Source organism: Streptomyces sp. NPDC104761, from assembly GCF_055583445.1.
Genome location: NZ_JBVJNZ010000005.1, coordinates 286,039 through 305,394 on the forward strand (window position 1 = coordinate 286,039; position 19,356 = coordinate 305,394).

At 71.0% G+C, this 19,356-nt stretch carries 16 protein-coding genes and 1 riboswitch; of the genes, 9 read left to right on the forward strand and 7 right to left on the reverse strand.

The features are described from left to right. Window positions 1–208: 208 nt before the first annotated feature. The 5 genes from ACZ63F_RS16775 (at window position 209) to ACZ63F_RS16795 (ending at window position 7,337) form a co-directional block, all read left to right on the forward strand. Entirely contained in the window at window positions 209–1,399 is a 1,191-nt protein-coding gene (locus ACZ63F_RS16775; protein WP_469711788.1) for a sensor histidine kinase, read from the forward strand. 136 nt (window positions 1,400–1,535) lie between these two features. Further along, window positions 1,536–2,921: a sensor histidine kinase gene (locus ACZ63F_RS16780; RefSeq protein ID WP_469711790.1), complete on the forward strand. Its 1,386-nt coding sequence runs from the start codon at window positions 1,536–1,538 to the stop codon at window positions 2,919–2,921. A gap of 504 nt (window positions 2,922–3,425) precedes the next feature. Then, a complete protein-coding gene (locus tag ACZ63F_RS16785) occupies window positions 3,426–4,085 on the forward strand; it encodes a LuxR C-terminal-related transcriptional regulator (protein ID WP_469712046.1) in 660 nt (219 codons plus the stop codon). 203 nt (window positions 4,086–4,288) lie between these two features. Beyond that, entirely contained in the window at window positions 4,289–6,217 is a 1,929-nt protein-coding gene (locus ACZ63F_RS16790) for a 2-oxoacid:acceptor oxidoreductase subunit alpha (protein WP_469711791.1), read from the forward strand. Between the two features lie 118 nt (window positions 6,218–6,335). After that, window positions 6,336–7,337 carry a 2-oxoacid:ferredoxin oxidoreductase subunit beta gene (locus ACZ63F_RS16795; RefSeq protein ID WP_469712048.1) on the forward strand — a complete coding sequence of 334 codons (1,002 nt, stop codon included), beginning with the start codon at window positions 6,336–6,338 and terminating at the stop codon, window positions 7,335–7,337. Between the two features lie 106 nt (window positions 7,338–7,443). On the opposite strand, the gene ACZ63F_RS16800 is transcribed toward ACZ63F_RS16795, so the two are convergent. Continuing rightward, window positions 7,444–7,863: a winged helix-turn-helix transcriptional regulator gene (locus tag ACZ63F_RS16800; RefSeq protein WP_469711792.1), complete on the reverse strand. Its 420-nt coding sequence runs from the start codon at window positions 7,861–7,863 to the stop codon at window positions 7,444–7,446. 92 nt (window positions 7,864–7,955) lie between these two features. On the opposite strand from ACZ63F_RS16800, the gene ACZ63F_RS16805 reads away from it, so the two are divergent. From ACZ63F_RS16805 to ACZ63F_RS16815, 3 genes are all read left to right on the forward strand, one after another. Next, entirely contained in the window at window positions 7,956–8,807 is an 852-nt protein-coding gene (locus tag ACZ63F_RS16805) for an SDR family oxidoreductase (RefSeq protein WP_469711793.1), read from the forward strand. Window positions 8,808–8,927: 120 nt separating this feature from the next. After that, on the forward strand, window positions 8,928–9,893 hold the full coding sequence (gene rarD, locus ACZ63F_RS16810) for an EamA family transporter RarD (RefSeq protein ID WP_457697128.1): 966 nt from the start codon (window positions 8,928–8,930) through the stop codon (window positions 9,891–9,893). A 31-nt stretch (window positions 9,894–9,924) separates the two neighbouring features. Further along, window positions 9,925–10,389, forward strand: a complete 465-nt coding sequence (locus ACZ63F_RS16815; protein ID WP_469711795.1) for a VOC family protein — start codon at window positions 9,925–9,927, stop codon at window positions 10,387–10,389. Between the two features lie 34 nt (window positions 10,390–10,423). On the opposite strand, the gene ACZ63F_RS16820 is transcribed toward ACZ63F_RS16815, so the two are convergent. The 5 genes from ACZ63F_RS16820 to ACZ63F_RS16840 all read right to left on the reverse strand — a co-directional run bounded on the left by ACZ63F_RS16820 (window position 10,424) and on the right by ACZ63F_RS16840 (window position 16,467). Further along, on the reverse strand, window positions 10,424–11,659 hold the full coding sequence (locus ACZ63F_RS16820) for a tetratricopeptide repeat protein (protein ID WP_469711797.1): 1,236 nt from the start codon (window positions 11,657–11,659) through the stop codon (window positions 10,424–10,426). A 184-nt stretch (window positions 11,660–11,843) separates the two neighbouring features. Beyond that, window positions 11,844–12,731, reverse strand: a complete 888-nt coding sequence (locus ACZ63F_RS16825; RefSeq protein ID WP_469711798.1) for an ABC transporter permease — start codon at window positions 12,729–12,731, stop codon at window positions 11,844–11,846. Continuing rightward, window positions 12,718–13,764 (reverse strand): ABC transporter ATP-binding protein, encoded by a 1,047-nt coding sequence (locus ACZ63F_RS16830; RefSeq protein ID WP_469711799.1) that lies wholly within the window; start codon window positions 13,762–13,764, stop codon window positions 12,718–12,720. The genes ACZ63F_RS16825 and ACZ63F_RS16830 overlap by 14 nt, the downstream gene beginning before the upstream one ends. Window positions 13,765–13,821: 57 nt before the next feature. After that, window positions 13,822–15,084 (reverse strand): LolA family protein, encoded by a 1,263-nt coding sequence (locus ACZ63F_RS16835; protein WP_469711800.1) that lies wholly within the window; start codon window positions 15,082–15,084, stop codon window positions 13,822–13,824. A gap of 372 nt (window positions 15,085–15,456) precedes the next feature. Further along, entirely contained in the window at window positions 15,457–16,467 is a 1,011-nt protein-coding gene (locus tag ACZ63F_RS16840) for a polyprenyl synthetase family protein (RefSeq protein WP_382725962.1), read from the reverse strand. 1,286 nt (window positions 16,468–17,753) lie between these two features. Further along, a riboswitch (cyclic di-AMP (ydaO/yuaA leader) is annotated at window positions 17,754–17,952 on the forward strand. A 3-nt stretch (window positions 17,953–17,955) separates the two neighbouring features. On the opposite strand from ACZ63F_RS16840, the gene ACZ63F_RS16845 reads away from it, so the two are divergent. Further along, complete coding sequence (locus tag ACZ63F_RS16845; RefSeq protein WP_469711802.1) at window positions 17,956–18,444, forward strand: transglycosylase SLT domain-containing protein; 489 nt, start codon at window positions 17,956–17,958, stop codon at window positions 18,442–18,444. An 18-nt stretch (window positions 18,445–18,462) separates the two neighbouring features. Here ACZ63F_RS16845 and ACZ63F_RS16850 read toward each other — a convergent pair whose 3' ends face one another. Continuing rightward, window positions 18,463–19,269: an HAD family hydrolase gene (locus ACZ63F_RS16850; RefSeq protein ID WP_469711803.1), complete on the reverse strand. Its 807-nt coding sequence runs from the start codon at window positions 19,267–19,269 to the stop codon at window positions 18,463–18,465. Window positions 19,270–19,356: the final 87 nt, after the last annotated feature.

Consider the following 19,356-nt stretch of genomic DNA (forward strand, 5'->3'; position numbering starts at 1 on the left):
CCGGCCCGGTGCCGTGACCTCAGTCAACTCTTGATTCGACGATCTGTACGCACGGGAGTCTAGGCCCTGATAAAGACACGGTAAGCAGGCCGTCACACGGTGGGACAGGGGGACACGGGACCGGGGCCGCCTGGTGGGGTTTTCCCCAGGGTGACCCGGGCGGGGAACTCCATGGCGTCGCGCCCCGGCACACGGCACGCTGGCGCATATGACCGCATCAGCATCCCGATCCCCCGGTTACGCCGACACCGGCGAGGACCGCGAGCGACTGCCGCCCGTGCGCTTCGCCTTCGAAGGCCACACCTGGAAGGAGATCGCACACCTCCTGCTGAACCTCCCGATGTCGCTGTTCGGCTTCGTCTATGTCGTCACGACGGTGTGGGTGAGCGGTGTACTGACGCTGACGGTGATCGGCATCCCCCTGCTCGCCGCAACCCTGCTGGGCGCTCGGCAGCTGGGGAAGCTGGAGCGGGCACGCGCGCGTGCGCTGCTCGGGGTGCGGGTGGAGGAGCCGACCCCGTTGCCGTGGACCAGGCGAGGGGCGGGCTCCGGGCGGCTGTGGATGACGCTGAAGGACCCGGTGGGCTGGCGGACGCTGCTGTACGACTTCATCCGGCTGCCCTGGGGGGTTCTCACCTTCTGCGTCACGCTGGTCTCGCTGTTCGTGCTGTGGCCGGTGCTGCCGTTCGTCGCGCGCGGGCTGTCGAACGTGGACCGGGCGATGGTGCGCGGCCTGCTGTCACCCTCCGACGAGCTGGAGCGCCGTATCGCCGAACTGGAGTCGGACCGGGGCGTGGTCGTCGACACGGCCGCCGCCGACCTGCGGCGCATCGAGCGGGATCTGCACGACGGGGCGCAGGCGCGGCTCGTCAATCTGGCGATGGGGCTCGGTCTGGCGAAGGAGAAGCTGCTGGAGGACCCCGACGCCGCCGCCACGATGGTCGAGGAGGCGCACGGCGAGGTCAAACTGGCGCTGCAGGAGCTCAGGGACCTCGCCCGCGGCATCCATCCGGCGGTGCTGACCGACCGGGGGCTGGACGCGGCGCTGTCGTCGGTCGCCTCGCGCTGCACGGTGCCGGTCCAGGTGACCGCCGACCTGCCGGCCAGACCGGCGCCCGCGATCGAGGGCATCGCCTACTTCACCGTCTCCGAACTGCTGCAGAACATCAGCAAGCACAGCGGGGCGCGTACCGCCTCGGTGGACGTGTGGCGGGCCGACGACCGGCTGCTGATCCAGGTGCGGGACGACGGGCGCGGCGGGGCGAGCCTGGACGGCGGTTCCGGGATGCGCGGGCTCGCGGACCGGCTGGGCGCGGTCGACGGCCTGTTCGTCGTCGACTCACCGGCCGGCGGCCCCACGACGGTCACCGCCGAGCTGCCCTGGCGCGACCGGCCGTAGCGGCAGTGCCGGAGGGTGGGGAAAACCCCCCTTCCGAGACGCCGACGGACTCCATGGTTCCGCGACCTGCGGCAGAGCAGGGTGGAGATACGGCCGGACAGGGCCGACGAGGCTGGGAGAGGACGGGACGGCGCCGATGGCCACGGAGTACGGACACGAGTACCGGCACGAGTACGGGCACGGGCAGGACCACGGGCATGGCTACGGATACGGATACGGATACGAGCCGTACGGCGGGCGCCGGCATCGGGTGCCGGCGGTGCTGCGGGCGCCGTTCGAGGCGCGCAGCCGGCGCGAGTTCGGCTATGTCCTGCTGGGCCTGCCGGTCGGCGTCACGCTGTTCGTGTGGACCGTGACCATGCTCTCCCTCGGTGTCGGTCTGCTGGTGACCTTCATCGGGATCCCGCTGCTGGCGGTCGCCCTCGCCGGGTGCCGTGGCTTCGGGGCACTGGAACGGGCACGCGCGCGTGGGCTGCTGAAGCTGGAGGTGGCCGACCCGGAGCCGCTGCGTATGCGCAAGCCCGGGTTGTTCGCCTGGATCGGCGCGGTGCTGAAGAGCGGCACGTCCTGGCGTCATCTGCTGTACGCGGTCCTGCAGTTCCCCTGGTCGATGTTCTCCTTCGTCGTCGCCCTCACCTTCTGGGCGTACGGCTGGGCCCTGCTGACGTATCCGCTGTGGTTCTGGGTGTTCCCGATGTGGGCCGGGCAGGGCGGGATCCAGCTGTACGGCGACGCGCATCACAGCGTCTACCTCGACAACCCGTTCGAGATCACCGTGACCGCGTTGGTGGGACTGCTGTTCACGCTGGCCACGCCGTGGATCGTCCGGGCACTGACGCTGGTCGACCGGGTGATGGTGAGCGGGCTGCTGGGGCCGTCGAAGCTGGCGTCGCGGGTGGTGGAGCTGGAGTCGGACCGCGGGGTCGTCGTGGACACGGCCGCCGCCGACCTGCGGCGCATCGAGCGTGACCTGCACGACGGGGCGCAGGCGCGGCTGGTGGCGCTGGCCATGGATCTGGGGCTGGCGAAGGAGAAGCTGCGGGAGGATCCGCAGGTCGCGGCGCGGATGGTGGACGAGGCACACGGTGAGGTGAAGACCGCGCTGCAGGAGTTGCGGGACCTGGCCCGCGGGATCCATCCGGCCGTGCTGACCGACCGCGGGCTGGACGCGGCGCTGTCCTCGGTGGCGTCGCGGTGCACGGTGCCGGTGCGGGTGGAGGTCGACCTGGCGGAGCGGCCGGCGGCGGCGATCGAGGGGATCGCGTACTTCACGGTGTCCGAACTGCTGCAGAACATCAGCAAGCACGCGCGGGCGAGTGAGGCGGCGGTCGATGTGTGGCGGAGCGCAGACCGGCTGATGCTGCAGGTCGTGGACGACGGGGTGGGGGGTGCGGACACGGCGCGGGGGTCGGGCCTGGCGGGGTTGGCCGAGCGGCTGGACGCGGTCGACGGGATCCTGGTGGTGGACTCGCCGGTGGGCGGGCCCACGCGGGTGACGGCGGAGCTGCCCTGGCGGGGCTGAGGGCGGGTTCTTCGCCCCCGCCGCCCCTACCCGTCCCGTCCTCCAGGGGGTGGGCCCCCTTCGACCGCCCGTTTCGGGGGCTGCCGCCCCCGGACCCCCGCATCGGCCTCCGGCCTCGTCCTCAAACGCCGGACGGGCTGAGATGGGGGGCCGGGGTCTTCGTCCTCAAACGCCGGACGGGCTGAGATGGGGGGCCGGGGTCTTCGTCCTCGAACGCCGGACGGGCTGAGATGGGGGCCGGGGTCTTCGTCCTCGAACGCCGAACGGGCTGAAATGTGGTGCCGCCCGGTCCCCGTCCTCGAACGCCGATCCCGGCGGAGGGGGGCGGCTCCGGTCGTCGTCGTCAGGCGCCGGAGGGACGGGGGCCGGGCGGCCTGATTTGGTTCGCCTCCTCTCGTTACCCGCACGCACTCCGATCCGAATGCTGGAATGCTGGACTTTCGGACAGGGCAGGCATGTACGCCGGACGGGGTGTGGGGGGGCCGGGAGATCGTGGAGGACAGGGTGCGGGTGGTCATCGCCGAGGATTCCGTGCTGCTCAGAGAGGGGCTGACCCGGCTGCTGACCGACCGGGGGCATGACGTCGTCGCAGGCGTCGGGGACGCGGAGGCACTGGTCAAGACCATCGCCGATCTGGATGCCCAGGACGCGCTGCCGGACGTGGTCGTCGCGGACGTGCGGATGCCGCCGACACACACCGACGAGGGCGTGCGGGCCGCCGTACGGCTGCGGAAGGCGCATCCGGGGCTCGGGGTGCTGGTGCTGTCGCAGTACGTGGAGGAGCGCTACGCCACCGAACTGCTGGCCGGTTCCAGCCGTGGCGTGGGGTATCTGCTGAAGGACCGGGTCGCCGAGGTGCGGGAGTTCGTGGACGCGGTGGTGCGGGTCGCCGAAGGGGGTACCGCACTCGACCCGGAGGTCGTCGCCCAGTTGCTCGGGCGGAGCCGGAAGCAGGACGTCCTTGCGGGCCTCACCCCGCGGGAGCGGGAGGTGCTGGGGCTGATGGCCGAGGGACGGACGAACTCGGCGATCGCCCGGCAGCTGGTCGTGAGCGACGGTGCCGTCGAGAAGCACGTCAGCAACATCTTCCTCAAGCTGGGGCTCTCCCAGAGCGACGGTGACCACCGGCGTGTTCTGGCCGTTCTGACGTATCTGAACTCCTGACGGGGCCGACGGCACCGTGTCGGCACCGGAAGGCGGCCAGGGGGAGGGAAAATCGTGACAAGTCAGGGCGACAGGTCGTCTCAGAACTCCGTCCAGCATGCGAGCAGGCACGGGAAGGCGACCCTAACCGACGTAGGGTTGATTGCGGGATGGACCGTGGGACGGCCACCCCCGGACAGCCGCCTCGAAGGAGGTCCAGTTCAGTGACCAGCCAGGTCAGCAGGACAACGGAACAGGCCGACGGAACCGTCGTGGGAGAGCAGCGCAAGCCGGGCGGCGTGAAGGCCGTCCGGCGCCTCGATCGGGTGATCATCCGGTTCGCGGGGGACTCGGGTGACGGTATGCAGCTCACCGGTGACCGGTTCACGTCGGAGACCGCGTCCTTCGGCAACGATCTGTCGACCCTGCCGAACTTCCCCGCCGAGATCCGGGCCCCCGCAGGCACTCTGCCGGGGGTTTCCTCGTTCCAGCTGCACTTCGCCGACCACGACATCCTCACCCCGGGTGACGCGCCGAACGTACTGGTCGCGATGAACCCGGCCGCCCTGAAGGCGAACATCGGGGACCTGCCGCGCGGCGCGGAGATCATCGTCAACACGGACGAGTTCACCAAACGGGCGATGCAGAAGGTCGGCTACGACACCTCGCCCCTGGAGGACGGTTCGCTCGACGGCTACAACCTCCATCCGGTGCCGCTGACCACGCTGACCGTGGAGGCTCTGAAGGAATTCGACCTCAGCCGCAAGGAGGCCGAGCGCAGCAAGAACATGTTCGCGCTCGGCCTCCTGTCATGGATGTACCACCGGCCTACCGAGGGCACGGAGAGATTCCTCCAGCAGAAGTTCGCCCGCAAGCCCGAGGTCATGAAGGCCAACCTGGTCGCCTTCCGCGCGGGCTGGAACTTCGGCGAGACGACGGAGGACTTCGCCGTCTCCTACGAGATCGCCCCGGCGACGACCGCCTTCCCGGTCGGCACCTACCGGAACATCTCCGGGAACCTGGCCCTCGCCTACGGCCTGGTCACCGCGTCCCGGCAGGCGGATCTGCCGCTGTTCCTCGGGTCGTACCCGATCACCCCGGCCTCCGACATCCTGCACGAGCTGTCCAAGCACAAGAACTTCGGTGTGCGGACCTTCCAGGCCGAGGACGAGATCGCCGGCATCGGCGCGGCCCTGGGAGCGGCGTTCGGCGGCTCGCTGGCCGTGACGACGACCTCCGGCCCCGGTGTCGCCCTGAAGGCGGAGACGGTCGGGCTCGCGGTCTCGCTGGAGCTGCCCCTGCTGGTCGTCGACATCCAGCGGGGCGGGCCGTCCACCGGGCTGCCGACCAAGACCGAGCAGGCGGACCTGCTGCAGGCGATGTACGGCCGCAACGGCGAGGCGCCGGTCCCGGTGATCGCCCCGCGGACGCCGGCCGACTGCTTCGACGCGGCGCTGGAGGCGGCCCGGATCGCGCTGACCTACCGGACACCCGTGATGCTGCTCTCCGACGGCTACCTGGCCAACGGCAGCGAGCCGTGGCGGATCCCGGAGCTGGAGGAGCTGCCCGACCTGCGGGTGCAGTTCGCGAGCGGCCCCAACCACACCCTGGAGGACGGCACCGAGGTCTTCTGGCCGTACAAACGCGACCCGCAGACCCTGGCCCGCCCGTGGGCGGTTCCCGGCACGCCCGGCCTGGAGCACCGCATCGGCGGCATCGAGAAGCAGGACGGCACGGGCAACATCTCCTACGACCCCGCCAACCATGACTTCATGGTCCGCACCCGGCAGGCCAAGATCGACGGCATCGACGTCCCCGACATCGAGGTGGACGACCCGGACGGCGCCAGGACCCTGGTACTGGGCTGGGGGTCGACGTACGGGCCGATCACGGCGGCGGTACGGCGGCTGCGCGCGGCCGGCGAGCCGATCGCTCAGGCGCACCTGCGGCACCTCAACCCGTTCCCGCGCAATCTCGGCACCGTGCTGAAGAGTTACGACAAGGTGGTGATCCCGGAGATGAACCTGGGTCAGCTCGCCACCCTCATCCGGGCGAAGTACCTGGTGGACGCACATTCGTACAACCAGGTCAACGGCATGCCGTTCAAGGCCGAGCAGCTCGCCACGGCGCTCAAGGAGGCCATCCATGACTGACGCCATGACCGACGCCACGACCGCCGCCGGAACCGACGCACGGGCCGGGTCCACGACTCATGCCCAGGCCGCCGACGGACTGCTGCAGCTCGTCCCCAAGGCCGAGGCCAAGCAGTCCATGAAGGACTTCAAGTCCGACCAGGAGGTGCGCTGGTGCCCGGGCTGCGGTGACTACGCGATCCTCGCCGCCGTCCAGGGGTTCATGCCGGAGCTGGGGCTGGCGAAGGAGAACATCGTCTTCGTCTCGGGCATCGGCTGCTCGTCGCGCTTCCCGTACTACATGAACACCTACGGCATGCACTCCATCCACGGCCGCGCCCCCGCGATCGCGACCGGGCTGGCGACCAGCAGGCGTGACCTGTCGGTGTGGGTGGTGACCGGTGACGGTGACGCGCTGTCCATCGGCGGCAACCACCTCATCCACGCCCTGCGCCGCAACGTCAACCTGAAGATCCTCCTCTTCAACAACCGCATCTACGGGTTGACGAAGGGGCAGTACTCACCGACTTCCGAGGTCGGCAAAATCACGAAGTCGACACCGATGGGCTCGCTGGACGCCCCGTTCAACCCGGTGTCGCTGGCGCTCGGCGCAGAGGCTTCCTTCGTCGCCCGCACGATCGACTCCGACCGCAAGCACCTCACCGAGGTGCTGCGCGCGGCGGCCGCCCACCCGGGCACGGCCCTGATCGAGATCTACCAGAACTGCAACATCTTCAACGACGGCGCCTTCGACGCCCTCAAGGACAAGCAGTCGGCCGAAGAAGCGCTGATCCGCCTGGAGCACGGGAAGCCCATCCGCTTCGGCGCGGACGGCGCGCGCGGTGTCGTACGCGACCGGCTCACCGGCGACCTGAAGGTGGTCGACGTGACAGCGGACAACGAGTCCGAGGTCCTCGTCCACGACGCCCGCTCCCCCTCCCCCACCACGGCCTTCGCGCTGTCCCGACTGGCCGACCCCGACACCCTGCACCACACGCCCGTCGGCGTCTTCCGCTCGGTGGAACGGCCCGTCTACGACGTCCAGATGTCCGGGCAGCTGGACACCGCGGTCGAACAGCACGGCAAGGGCGACCTCGCGGCGCTGCTGGCCGGCGGGGACACCTGGACGGTCGTGGGCTGACGCGGTCCCGAGGAAACCTCGAGCGGGGCCCGGACGGTGCGTCCGGGCCCCGTTCGCTTCCCGGGGGACGGGAGCTCAGTTTCGCGCTCCGGGGCTCAACGGGCCCTCAGGTGCGCTTTGCTTCGTCGTAGGCCTCCCTGGCCCGCTCCACGTCCGCCATCCGCCGCTCGGTCCACAGCGCCAGGTCCCGCACCTGCTGAGCGGCCTCGCGGCCGAGATCGGTGAGGGAGTAGTCGACCCGGGGCGGGATGACGGGCTTGGCGTCGCGGTGGACGAGGCCGTCGCGTTCCAGGGTCTGCAGGGTCTGGGTGAGCATCTTCTCGCTGACCCGGCCGATCGCGCGGCGCAGCTCGCTGAAGCGATGGGGGCGGTCGAGGAGCTCGATCAGGACCAGGACGCCCCAGCGGCTGGTGACGTGCTCCAGGACCAGGCGGTAGGGGCACATCTCCACGCCGACGACGTACTTCGCGGTCTTCGCGGCCGTTGCGGTCTTGGGCACATCGGCTTCGGCGGCACTTACGGTCATGCCAGTACCTTACTTCAAAGTGGGTACTTTCCTTTGGTTAGCGCCACCCCTAGGGTTAGTGACAACGGAACCCCACAAGGAGATCGCACACCATGAGCATCGTTGTCACCGGAGCCACCGGACACCTCGGCCGTCACGTCGTGTCGCAACTGCTGGAGAAGGTGCCGGCCGAGCAGATCACCGCCGTCGTGCGCGACGAGGCCAAGGCCGCCGACTTCGCCGCCGCGGGCGTGACGATCGCCGTCGCGGACTACAACGCCCCCGAGACCTTCGACGGCCTCTTCGCCGCCGGCGACAAGGTGCTGCTGATCTCCGGCAACGAGTTCGACAAGGGCCGTCCCGGCCAGCACAAGGTCGTCATCGACGCCGCGAAGGCGGCCGGCGTGGCCCTGCTGGCGTACACCAGCGCCCCGGGCAGCCTGCACGCCTCGCTGGTGGACGACCACCGCGCCACCGAGGAGGTGCTGCTCGCCTCCGGCCTGCCGTACACCCTGCTGCGCAACGGCTGGTACCACGAGAACTACACCGAGAACCTCGCCCCGGTCCTGGAGCACAACGCCGTCGTCGCGGCCGCAGGTGAGGGCCGGGTCTCCTCGGCCTCCCGCGCCGACTACGCGGCCGCCGCGGTCGCCGTGCTGACCGGCGAGGGCCACGAGAACCGGACGTACGAGCTCGGCGGCGACACCGCCTGGGACTTCGCCGAGTACGCGGCCGAGGTCGCCCGGCAGACCGGCAGGGAGATCGCCTACAACTCCGTGCCCGGCGAGGTGCTCCAGGGCATCCTGACCGGCGCCGGCGTGCCGGAGACGTTCGCCGCGATCCTGGTCGACGTCGACGCGTCCATCGCCAAGGGCGAGCTGGTCGTCGACTCCGGCGACCTCTCCCGCCTGACCGGACGCCCGACCTCCCCGATCTCCGAGGCGATCGCCGCCGCGCTCAAGTAATCCCGGCAGAAACGACCCACCCCGGTCTGTCATGACCGTATGTCGATACGGCCATGACAGACCGGGGTGCTCGGCGCTACCTTCGTCCCGGCGGGCTGAAGCTGGGTGTGAGGAGGGCCGGTGGCCGACATATCGAAGGGTGAGCGGCGGACAGGACTGGTGAACGGCTTCGCGGCCTACGGGATGTGGGGGCTGGTCCCCCTGTTCTGGCCGCTGCTGAAGCCCGCCGGGTCGGTGGAGATCCTGGCCCACCGGATGGTGTGGTCCCTCCTCTTCGTCGCCGTCGCACTCGTCTTCGTACGGCGCTGGGCCTGGGCGGGCGAGCTACTGCGCCAGCCGCGCAGGCTGGCCCTGGTGACGGTCGCCGCCGCCGTGATCACCGTCAACTGGGGCGTCTACATCTGGGCCGTGAACGCCGGGCACGTGGTCGAGGCCTCCCTCGGCTACTTCATCAACCCCCTGGTGACCATCGCCATGGGCGTGCTGCTGCTGAAGGAACGGCTGCGGCCCGCGCAGTGGGCGGCGGTGGGCGTCGGCTTCGCCGCCGTCGTCGTCCTGGCCGTCGGCTACGGGCAGCCGCCGTGGATCTCCCTCGTCCTAGCCTTCTCCTTCGCCACCTACGGACTCGTCAAGAAGAAGGTCAACCTCGGCGGCATCGAGTCACTCGCGGCGGAGACCGCGATCCAGTTCCTGCCTGCACTCGGCTATCTGCTGTGGCTGGCCGGCCACGGCGAGTCCAGCTTCGTCAACGACGGCGCGGGACATGCCGCCCTGCTCGCCTCCACCGGCATCGTCACCGCCGTCCCGCTGGTCTGCTTCGGCGCCGCCGCGATCCGCGTGCCGCTCTCCACGCTCGGCCTGCTGCAGTACCTGGCGCCGGTCTTCCAGTTCCTGCTCGGCATCCTCTACTTCCACGAGGCGATGCCGGCCGCGCGCTGGGCCGGCTTCGTCCTGGTCTGGCTCGCCCTCGCTCTGCTCACCTGGGACGCGCTGCGCACCGCCCGCCGGGGCGCGCGGGCGCTCGCGGAAGCACCTCTACCACGGCCGGCCGCCCCGGTCGCGGAGACTCCCGCAAGTCAGGTGTGACCGTCAGAGCCGTCGGCTATAAGTGGGCGGCATGACGCAGACTCCCGCACCCCTGCACTGGAAGCTCGTCGTCGACGCGCGTGACCCGCACGCGCAGGCCGACTTCTGGGCCGCCGCGCTGCACTACGTGGCAGAGGACAACAGCGCGTTCGTGACACGGCTGCTGGAACTGGGCGCGCTGCCGCGCGCGGCGACCCTGGAGTACCACGGGCGTGCCGCCTTCCGCGACCTGATCGCCGTACGGCACCCGGAGGACCCGTACGACGAGGAGCGCGGGACGGGGCTGGGGCGGCGGCTGCTGTTCCAGCGGGTGCCGGAGGCGAAGTCCGGCAAGAACAGGCTCCACATCGACCTGCACGCCGGGGAGGGGAAGCGGGCGGACGAGGTGGCGCGGCTGGAGGCGCTGGGCGCTGCCGTGGTGCGGCATGTCTCCGAGCCCTCCGGGGCGTGGACCGTGATGGCCGACCCGGAGGGCAACGAGTTCTGCGTGCAGTGACGGGTTCTGCGTGCAGTGACGGCAGCGGCGGTGCTCAGGCGTTTCCGGCCGCGCGGCGGGCGCGTTCGGTGAGGCGGGCCATCCGGGCGTGGGCCGACTCCAGTTCCTCGGCGTCGTCGGCCGCCGGGCCGTCCTCGGTGGCGAGCCGTGCCCACAGGTCGATCAGTTCGCGGCCCAGGCGCAGCCCGTGCTCGGGGTCGCGCACCGCGCGCCAGGCGGTCGCCGCGCTCCGCACGTTCCCGTACGCCGCCTCACCGTCCCCCGCGTGCCGGCGCTGCCGCGCCAGGTCGAGGGAGAGGTGGAAGGCCCGCACCGGTTCGCCCGCCAGGTAGGAGATGTACGCGGTGAGCTCGCCCAGGTGCAGTACCTCGGTGTGGTCGTCGCCGAGGACCGCGGCGGCCTCGGCGACGGTGCGCTCCGCGAGCTCGGCCGCCGCTTCGATACGGCCCGTCCGGACGGCCTCGTTGATCCGCGCCACCGGCTCGGTGAGCAGCGCGGCCCCTTCCGCCGTCAGCGTCACGGGCTCGTCCCCGAGCACCTCCTCGGCGACCGCGTCGAAGCCGCGCGCGGGGGTGGGGGTGGAACGGGGGTCGGGGTCCGCCTTCGGGTACCGGTCGGCCACCGGCTCTTCGGGGGCGGGCGCGGGGGCGGCGGCTGGGGCCGGAGCGGGGGCAGGGGGGCTCATCACGGGCGGCGGGCCGAAGACGCCGGTGGGCGGGCGCACGGTACCGGGCGCGGGCGGCAGGGGCGGTTCCACGGCCGAGGGGGCCGACGGCGCGGGCGGGGCCGGCGGGACGGCGAGCGGGTGCGGTTCCGCGTGCACCCCCTGCCGGGGGAACTCCGGGGCCACGGCCTGCACGAGTCCCGTCGACGCGGGTCGGGCCGGTGCCGGTCCGGCCGGTGCCGGTCCGGTCGGTGCCGGTCCGGCCGGTGCGGATGCCTTCGGCGCGGGCTGTTCCTTCGGCTCGGGGGCCGGTGGGGCCAGCCGTACCGGGTCGCCGGTGAAGCTGCTGGAGCCGTCCAGGTTCACCTGGAGGGGGACGACGTAGCCGATGCGCGTGTCGTGGACGGTGGCGAGGACCGGGCGGCCTGCGGCGCGGGCGAGGCGCTGGAGGTGGTTGAGGACCGCTTGCTGGGGTTCCTCGCCGGGGCCCGGGAGCAGCGGTACGCCGTCCACGGAAGCGGCCGCGCCCGCCACCCGGACGTCGACCGGTGCCAGGCGCCCCTCCAGCTGGACTTCCCGCTTCTCCTCGCGGCTGAGTCGGGACATCGGCCCTCATTCCCCCGGCGTCACCATCCGGTCGTACCCAGGTCGTACTCGTGCGTACGACCCAGTGTCTCCGCTCGCAACGACTCGCGCGTCACCGCGACGTCACAGCCTCGCACCAGGAAGGAGCCCCGGCGGGGCGCGGACGGACCGGAGCGCGGGCCGGGCCAGGATGGTGCGGGCACCGCTAGGCGGTGATGCCCCTCGTCGTGAACCGTGCCCAGGCCGCCGATCCGAACACCGCCGTGTACAGGGCCTGCAGCTCCAGGTTCTTGACCAGGTCGTCCCAGTACACGGGGTCGCGCATCAGGTCGGCGAAGGACAGCCAGTAGTGGGAGAAGAAGTACGGCTGCAGTGCGTGCAGCTGGGGTATCTGGTCGAGGATCTGGACCGTGATGACCAGGCCCACGGTCGTCGCCATCGCCGCGATGCCGCTGTTGGTCAGGGTGGACACGAACAGGCCGAGGGCGGCGACGCCGGCCAGGGACGCGGCGACCACCAGAGCGATCAGCAGGGCGCGGCCGAGGCCGTCGGCGAAGGAGATCCGGGTGCCGGAGATCGTCGTCAGGTCGCCGAGCGGGAAGAAGAGCGCGCCCACGGCGAGCGCGGAGGCCGCGACCACCAGGGTCGCGACCAGGCAGAAGGCCATCGTCGTCGCGTACTTGGCGAGCAGGAGGCGGGTGCGGCCCGCCGGGGCGACCAGGAGATAACGCAGCGTGCCGGCGTCGGCCTCGCCCGCGACCGCGTCGCCGGCGACCACCCCGACGGCCATCGGCAGGAAGAACGGGAGGGTCGCGGCCAGCGCCGTGAACACCAGGAACAGTCCGTTGTTGGTGACCTGGCTGATGAACGCCGGGCCTTCGCCGCCGCCCCGGCCGACCTGCCCGCCGCCGCGCGTCTCGATCCTGACGGCGACCCCGACGAGTATCGGCACCGCCGCCAGCACGCCGAGCAGGGCGAGGGTGCGCCACCGGCGGAACGTGGTGACGAGTTCGCTGCGCAGCAGGCCGAGGCTCCACAGCGGGTTCGGCCGTGCGGCCGCCGTGTCCACGACGGCCAGGTCAGCCCGCGACATCGAAGCCCTCTCCCGTCAGTGCCACGAACGCGTCCTCCAGCGAGGCCCGTTCCACGGTGAAGCCGCGGACCCGGACGCCCGCCGTGACGAGCGCCGCGTTGACCTCGGCGAGGTCGCGCTCGGGTGGCTCGCCGGTCACCCGGTCCTCGGCGGCGACGACGTCCGCGACGCCCTGTTCCTTGAGTACCCGGGCCGCCTCACCGGGGTCCGGGGTGGTCACCACGAGCCGGCCGCGCGCCCTGGCCGCCAGGTCGGCCACCGCGCCCTGGGCGATCAGCCGGCCCTGCGCCATCACGGCCGCGTGGGTGCAGACCTGCTCGATCTCGTCGAGGAGGTGGGAGGAGAGGAACACGGTCGTGCCGTCCCCGGCCAGCTCCCGCACCAGGGAACGGATCTCCCGCATGCCCTGCGGGTCGAGGCCGTTGGTCGGCTCGTCGAGGACCAGCAGCCTGCGGGGCTGGAGCAGCGCGGCGGCGAGACCCAGACGCTGCTTCATCCCGAGGGAGTAGGCCTTCGCCTTCTTCGCGGCGGCGGCCCCGAGACCCACCCGGTCCAGCGCGGCCTCCACGCGGGCGCGCCGGGTGCGCGGGTCGGCGGCCGGGTCGGCGGCGTCGTACCGCAGCAGGTTGTCGCGGCCGGAGAGGAAGCCGTAGAGCGCCGGGCCCTCGATGAGGGCACCGACGTGCGGCAGTACGACGCGGGAGGCGCGCGGCATCGGGTGGCCGAGGACGCGGGCGGTACCCGAGGTGGGCGCGATCAGGCCCATCAGCATGCGGATGGTGGTGGTCTTGCCCGAGCCGTTCGGGCCGAGGAAGCCGAAGACGCTGCCCGCGGGGACGGTCAGGTCGAGACCGTCCACGGCGAGCTGTCCTCCGCGGTAGCGCTTGGTGAGGCCGCGGGTGTCGATGACACCCGCGGCCACCGGCGCGCCGTCCCCCAGGTCGCCCAGGTCCCCGGGGGGCCCGGAGTCCCTGGGGTGCCCGGAGCCCCCGGAGTCCTCCGGCTCCCGCTCCGTGGCGGACGGTCGGTCCATCGGCTCCCTCGATTCGTCGTGCGGCAGAGGGTACCCACCGCACCCGCGCTGCCCCTGCTAGCCCGCGTTGGCCGCCTTCACCAGTGCGGCCTTGTCCACGGCACCGACGTACACCTTGCCGTCGTCCGTCATCAGGGCGTTGATCAGCCGGGTGGAGAAGACGGTGCCCTTGCCGAACTTGCCGGAGACGGGGTCGCCGAGCGAGCCGAGGAAGCCGCTCAGGTCGCCGCCGCCGGAGGCGGAGCCGGTGGGCACGCCGCCCTTGCTGCCGGTGTCGAGGACGGCTATGGAGTTCCAGCCCTTGCCGAGGACGTCGAAGCCGGACTTGTCGAGGCCCTTGGCGGAGCCGTCGCCGGGGCCCTCGGAGGCCTTGCCGCCCTGGTCCGTCCCGTTGCCCCCAGCCGTCTTGCCGGCCTTGCCCGCCTGGTCGCCCTCGGTGACCTTGGCTCCCTTGGGCGGGGTGAAGTCGAAGGTGGAGGCGGCCGGCTTCGCGAAGCTGACCTGGGTGTAGCCGGCGTCGACGACGGCCGCGCCGCCGCTCGACGGGGTGAGCGTGAACTTCAGCGGCGTACCGGTCTTGGCGTCCACCGCGATGCTGATCGCGCCGACCGTCGTACCGGACTGCTTGGGCTTGATGACGAGCCGGTAGGCGTCCCGGCCGGCCACCTGGGCGGTGCCGTCGACCGTCACCGAGGTGGTGTCGTCGACCGACTTGAGGACCTCGTCGGCGAAGTCCTTGGGCGTGGCCGGGGTTTCGTGCTGCTCGGCCTTGCCGGAGTCGGCGGCGGTGGAGTGGTAGACCTCGTTGGACTTGCTGTCGTAGCCCCACACGTCGGTGCCGTTGTGGATGAGGCTGTACTCGGCGCCGCTCTCCAGCACCGACACCTTCTGCTTCTCGGGGCCGTCGGCGGCCACCCGCAGGGTGTGCGTGCCGGAGGCCAGCTCGGTGAGCTTGCTGGTCGGGTCGGCGGACGAGCCGTCGCCGCTGCCCTGCGTCGCCCCGGACAGCAGGCTGCTCTCCAGACCGCCGAGGTCGGGCAGGCCGAGGTCCGTACTGATCTTCACGGTGCCGGACAGCTGCTGCACGTCCGACTTGGCGATCTTGTCGATGAGTTCCTGCGCGGTGATCTTCGGCAGGTCGGGGTCGCCGGAGTTGGCGAGCGCCGGGACCAGGCCGATGGTGGCAGCGGCCACGCCCACCACCGCCACGGGGACGACGTAGCGTGCGGCCTTGCGCCGTCGCTCGGCGCGCAACTCGTCGCGCGGCTCGTCGCCGGCCTGCGCGGCCCCCGTGCTGTCGTCGGATTCGTACGGTGCCATGTGTGCCTTACCTCCGTCGTCGGCGGCGGCCGTCCTCGCACGTGTCCCACCCTGAGCCGCCATTCTCACCCGAATCGGTGAGTGGTGGTGATTTCCGTGGCTTCCATCTCACCAAATCGGGGGCGGGTAAGCGTCAGACCACGGAGCCAACTCCGCGTACACCTGCGGTATGACACAAGGGTGGAGGCGCCGTCTCCGACCCGTAGGGGTCGTACAGCGAAGAGGCCTCCTGTCACGGTCCGTGTCCGGCCGGCCGACGGTCCGTGTCCGGCCGGTCCACGCGCCGTGTCCGCTCCGCTCAGTGCCGTACGAACACATAGTCCCCCGACGGGGGACGCCGACGACGGCACCCGGAGCGCAGTCGCCGAAGGCCTATCCGGCTCGGTGCACCACCGCGTCGCACAGCTCCACGAGCGCCGTCTTCGCGTCGCATTCCGGGAGCGGACTCAGCGCGGCCCGCGCCTCCTCCGCGTACCGGACCGCGTCCCGGCGGGCCTGCTCCAGCGCCGGATGCGCCCGCAGCGCCGTCAGGGCCTCCGCGTGCCGCGCGTCGTCCGTGAGGTCGGAGTCCAGCAGCTCGCACAGGGCGATGTCCTCGGCCAGCCCCAGCCGGGCCGCCCGCTCCCGCAGCCGCAGCACCGGAAGCGTGGGCACGCCCTCGCGGAGGTCCGTCCCCGGGGTCTTCCCGGACTCGCGCGAGTCGGAGGCGATGTCCAGGACGTCGTCGGCGAGCTGGAAGGCGACGCCGAGCCGTTCGCCGTACTGGGTGAGGACGTCGACGACCGTCTCGTCGGCACCGGACAGCATCGCGCCGAAGCGGCAGGAGACCGCGACCAGCGAGCCGGTCTTGCCGCTGAGCACGTCGAGGTAGTGCTCGACCGGGTCACGGCCGTCCGACGGGCCGGCCGTCTCCAGGATCTGACCGGTCACCAGCCGTTCGAACGCGAGGGCCTGGACCCGGACCGCCTCGGGACCGAGGTCGGCAAGGATCTGGGAGGCGCGGGCGAAGAGGAAGTCGCCGGTGAGGACAGCGAGCGAATTGCCCCAGCGGGTGTTGGCACTGTCGACACCGCGGCGTACGGCGGCCTCGTCCATCACGTCGTCGTGGTACAGCGTGGCCAGGTGGGTGAGCTCGACGACGACGGCCGACGGCACGACACCGGGCGCGTACGGGTCGCCGAACTGCGCGGCGAGCATCACCAGCAGCGGACGGAACCGCTTCCCCCCGGCCCGCACGAGATGCTGGGCGGCCTCCGTGATGAACGGGACCTCGCTCTTGGTGGCGTCTAGCAAGCCTTCCTCGACAGCCGTCAATCCGGCCTGGACATCGGCTTCCAGAGCCTGGTCCCGCACGCTCAGCCCGAACGGCCCGACGACGGTCACGAGGGGTCTCCTGTCTGCTGGTGTCTACTGGCGATTACACGGTTTGTCGATAGGTCGCTGCCATCACTCAAGTCAGCGTATCCGGTCAGGTTTCGATCACCGATAGCGCCCACGGTTACACCCCGGGCGCTATCGGATCACGACCGTTATGTTTTTGATCAGCTGATACGACATGACATCTACTGACTTAACAGGAAGTGCGGTCAGTTGTCCCGAACCGAGGCCCAGGCCGTGTCCCGCACCGGCCTCCACGCCGGGCCCGGGTCCCGGGTGACGCCCCGGATCCGTCCGGCAACGAACCCTCCGGACGGCCGCCGCCCGGAACCCGCCCCACTCCCCCCGGCGGGCGTCACCTGCCCGGGCGTACCCCTCTCCCCCACCCTGCCAGGCCGACGAGGACACCCGATGCACGAACGGCGGCATTCCACCCCCGTCCGCACACCCTTCCTCCACGGGACCACGCACGGCGACCTCCACGTTCCGTCGACCCACGCCCCTCGGCCTGCGACTCCTGGATGCGCACCTCCCTGACCGTGATGCGCACCTCCCCGACCGCCGTCCCGTCGGCCGACGGAACAACACCCCCACGCGCGCACGCGGTGGCCCGCAGGCTCCCCCGGCCGGCCCGCAGGGACATCTCACGCCCGGGTCCCCGCCCAGACTCCCGTCATGTCAACGACTCACACCGCAGAGGAGGTTCCGCCTTCACGACGGGCCCTCACACCGACGATCCCGATCCCCCGGCACCCTTCCCCCGACGTGACGAGAATCACGCGTACGCACGCCGACCCTCGGCACGCACTCCGTACCCGGACCGCCAACCAGCAGCCTCACCTGCGGCGTTGAGTCCGACCGGCGGCACCCGCCCACTCCCCTGATCCGACCAGAATCGGCCTGAAGTTCATGGAGCGCCTCAATTCGGACTAATCTCGCTAATCATCCACACAGGGACACTCCGGAGTGGAATCCCAACGAATACGAGCCGGGCACTATTCCGCCGAACCAGGAAAAGGCGGATTCCATCAGTCTCGAATGCCCGATTTGCCGCTATTGCGAATTCGTGAAGTAGGTCACGTGCACCTAAATGCCGCAGGGCGCGCAAGGCAACCCTCCTTTCCTTTCCCTGTAAGCCAGTTGAGGGTTGGCAGTCGCAAAGGATCAAGCGGTCCATACGGCGCGGATCAAGGCTAATCGGCACGTTGTGCGCATCAGGCTCTTGTTCCGGACATGTGCTGTCGCATACGTTCCGGCTCGCCGGGCGGACGCCGAATCCTGCCGCCGCCCGTAATGACCCATCGACGAGATCATTCGCACGGCAGGAGCGGGGGACCCAGGTAAGTCGCCGGACCGGGCGGCCGACGTCACAGAACAGACGTCGTTCCGGAACGGCTAGGGGTGAAGTCGTATCGCCTTCGGGCGGTGCGGCCGGGCACTCCCCGGGCCCGAACCCGACAGCTCACCTCGCAGGCGACGGAGAGGAACCTCGCCATGCCTGCTGCCGCCCAGCACCGCCGTCCCCGCCGTAACCGCATCGCCCGCACGCTCGCCGTCGTCGGCACCGGTGCCGCCGTCCTCGCTCTCCCGCTCATCGGGGCGACGACCGCGTCCGCCGCCGGCTCCTCCACCACAACGGCCTCCACGACCCTCGCCGGGTACCCGAACAACCTCGACGGCTGGATCCGCGAGTCGCTCGCGATCATGCACGAGAAGAACATCCCTGGCACCTACAACGGCATCTACCGCAACCTGATGCGGGAGTCCTCCGGCAACCCGCGGGCCATCAACCTCTGGGACTCCAACGCGGCGAAGGGCATCCCGTCCAAGGGCCTGCTCCAGGTCATCGACCCGACGTTCAAGGCCTACCACGTGGACGGCACGTCGTTCGACATCTACGACCCGGTCGCGAACATCACCGCCGCCTGCAACTACGCCGCCGCACGGTACGGCTCGATCGACAACGTCAACGGCGCGTACTGACCCGACCGACGCCGCGCGTCAGTCGAAGAGTCTTTCGAGGACGACGGCGATGCCGTCGTCCTCGTTCGACGTGGTGATCTCGTCGGCCATCGCCCTGAGTTCGGGATGGGCGTTGGCCATCGCCACCCCGTGGGCCGCCCACGCGAACATCGGGATGTCGTTGGGCATGTCGCCGAAGGCGATGGCCCGTCCGGCGCTCAGCCCCAGCCGGTCGGCGGCCAGCGCGAGCCCGGTCGCCTTGGTCACCCCGCACGGCTGCAGTTCGACGGTGCCCGGCCCGGACATCGTGACCGTCGCCAGCGATCCGACGACCGAGCGGGCGGTCGTCGCCAGTTCGTCGTCGGACAGGGTGTGGTGGCGCAGCAGCACCTTGCTGATCGGCGCGCACCACAGGTCGTCGCGCCGGGCGACGCGCAGCGCGGGCAGCGTGGGATGGGGCATCAGATAGCCCGGCTCGATGAGCGTGAGCCCGTCCACACCGTCCTGGTCGACCGCCGCGTACACCTGGCCGACCTCGGCCTCGATCTTGCCGAGTGCGGTCTCCGCCAGTTCCCGGTCCAGGGTGACCGACCACAGCAGGCGGTGCGCGCCGGCGTCGTACACCTGCGCGCCCTGGCCGCAGACCGCGAGTCCCGTGCAGCCGAGGTCGTCGAGGAGCGGGCGCACTCTCGGGGCCGGACGGCCGGTCACCACGAGGTGCTGGGCACCGGCCCGGCGGGCCTGTCCGAGCGCGGCGAGCGACCGTTCCGACAGGGTGTCGTCGCCGCGCAGCAGCGTGCCGTCCAGGTCGGTGGCGATCAGTGAGTACGGGGAGGGTGCGACCATGATCAGAGAATACGGACAGCGCGGCCGTGGGACTCACGTGCGTTTCGGCCTCAAGTGGCGCCCGCCGTCTCCGTGATGGGGCCTTTG

Excerpts from the sequence above, each read along its gene's own strand:
- ACZ63F_RS16775 (WP_469711788.1), top strand. The coding sequence starts at position 209 with ATGACCGCATCAGCATCCCGATCCCCCGGTTACGCCGACACCGGCGAG.
- ACZ63F_RS16780 (WP_469711790.1), top strand. The coding sequence starts at position 1,536 with ATGGCCACGGAGTACGGACACGAGTACCGGCACGAGTACGGGCACGGG.
- ACZ63F_RS16795 (WP_469712048.1), top strand. The coding sequence starts at position 6,336 with ATGAAGGACTTCAAGTCCGACCAGGAGGTGCGCTGGTGCCCGGGCTGC.
- ACZ63F_RS16800 (WP_469711792.1), bottom strand. The coding sequence starts at position 7,863 with ATGACCGTAAGTGCCGCCGAAGCCGATGTGCCCAAGACCGCAACGGCC.
- ACZ63F_RS16805 (WP_469711793.1), top strand. The coding sequence starts at position 7,956 with ATGAGCATCGTTGTCACCGGAGCCACCGGACACCTCGGCCGTCACGTC.
- ACZ63F_RS16815 (WP_469711795.1), top strand. The coding sequence starts at position 9,925 with ATGACGCAGACTCCCGCACCCCTGCACTGGAAGCTCGTCGTCGACGCG.
- ACZ63F_RS16820 (WP_469711797.1), bottom strand. The coding sequence starts at position 11,659 with ATGTCCCGACTCAGCCGCGAGGAGAAGCGGGAAGTCCAGCTGGAGGGG.
- ACZ63F_RS16825 (WP_469711798.1), bottom strand. The coding sequence starts at position 12,731 with ATGTCGCGGGCTGACCTGGCCGTCGTGGACACGGCGGCCGCACGGCCG.
- ACZ63F_RS16830 (WP_469711799.1), bottom strand. The coding sequence starts at position 13,764 with ATGGACCGACCGTCCGCCACGGAGCGGGAGCCGGAGGACTCCGGGGGC.
- ACZ63F_RS16835 (WP_469711800.1), bottom strand. The coding sequence starts at position 15,084 with ATGGCACCGTACGAATCCGACGACAGCACGGGGGCCGCGCAGGCCGGC.
- ACZ63F_RS16845 (WP_469711802.1), top strand. The coding sequence starts at position 17,956 with ATGCCTGCTGCCGCCCAGCACCGCCGTCCCCGCCGTAACCGCATCGCC.
- ACZ63F_RS16850 (WP_469711803.1), bottom strand. The coding sequence starts at position 19,269 with ATGGTCGCACCCTCCCCGTACTCACTGATCGCCACCGACCTGGACGGC.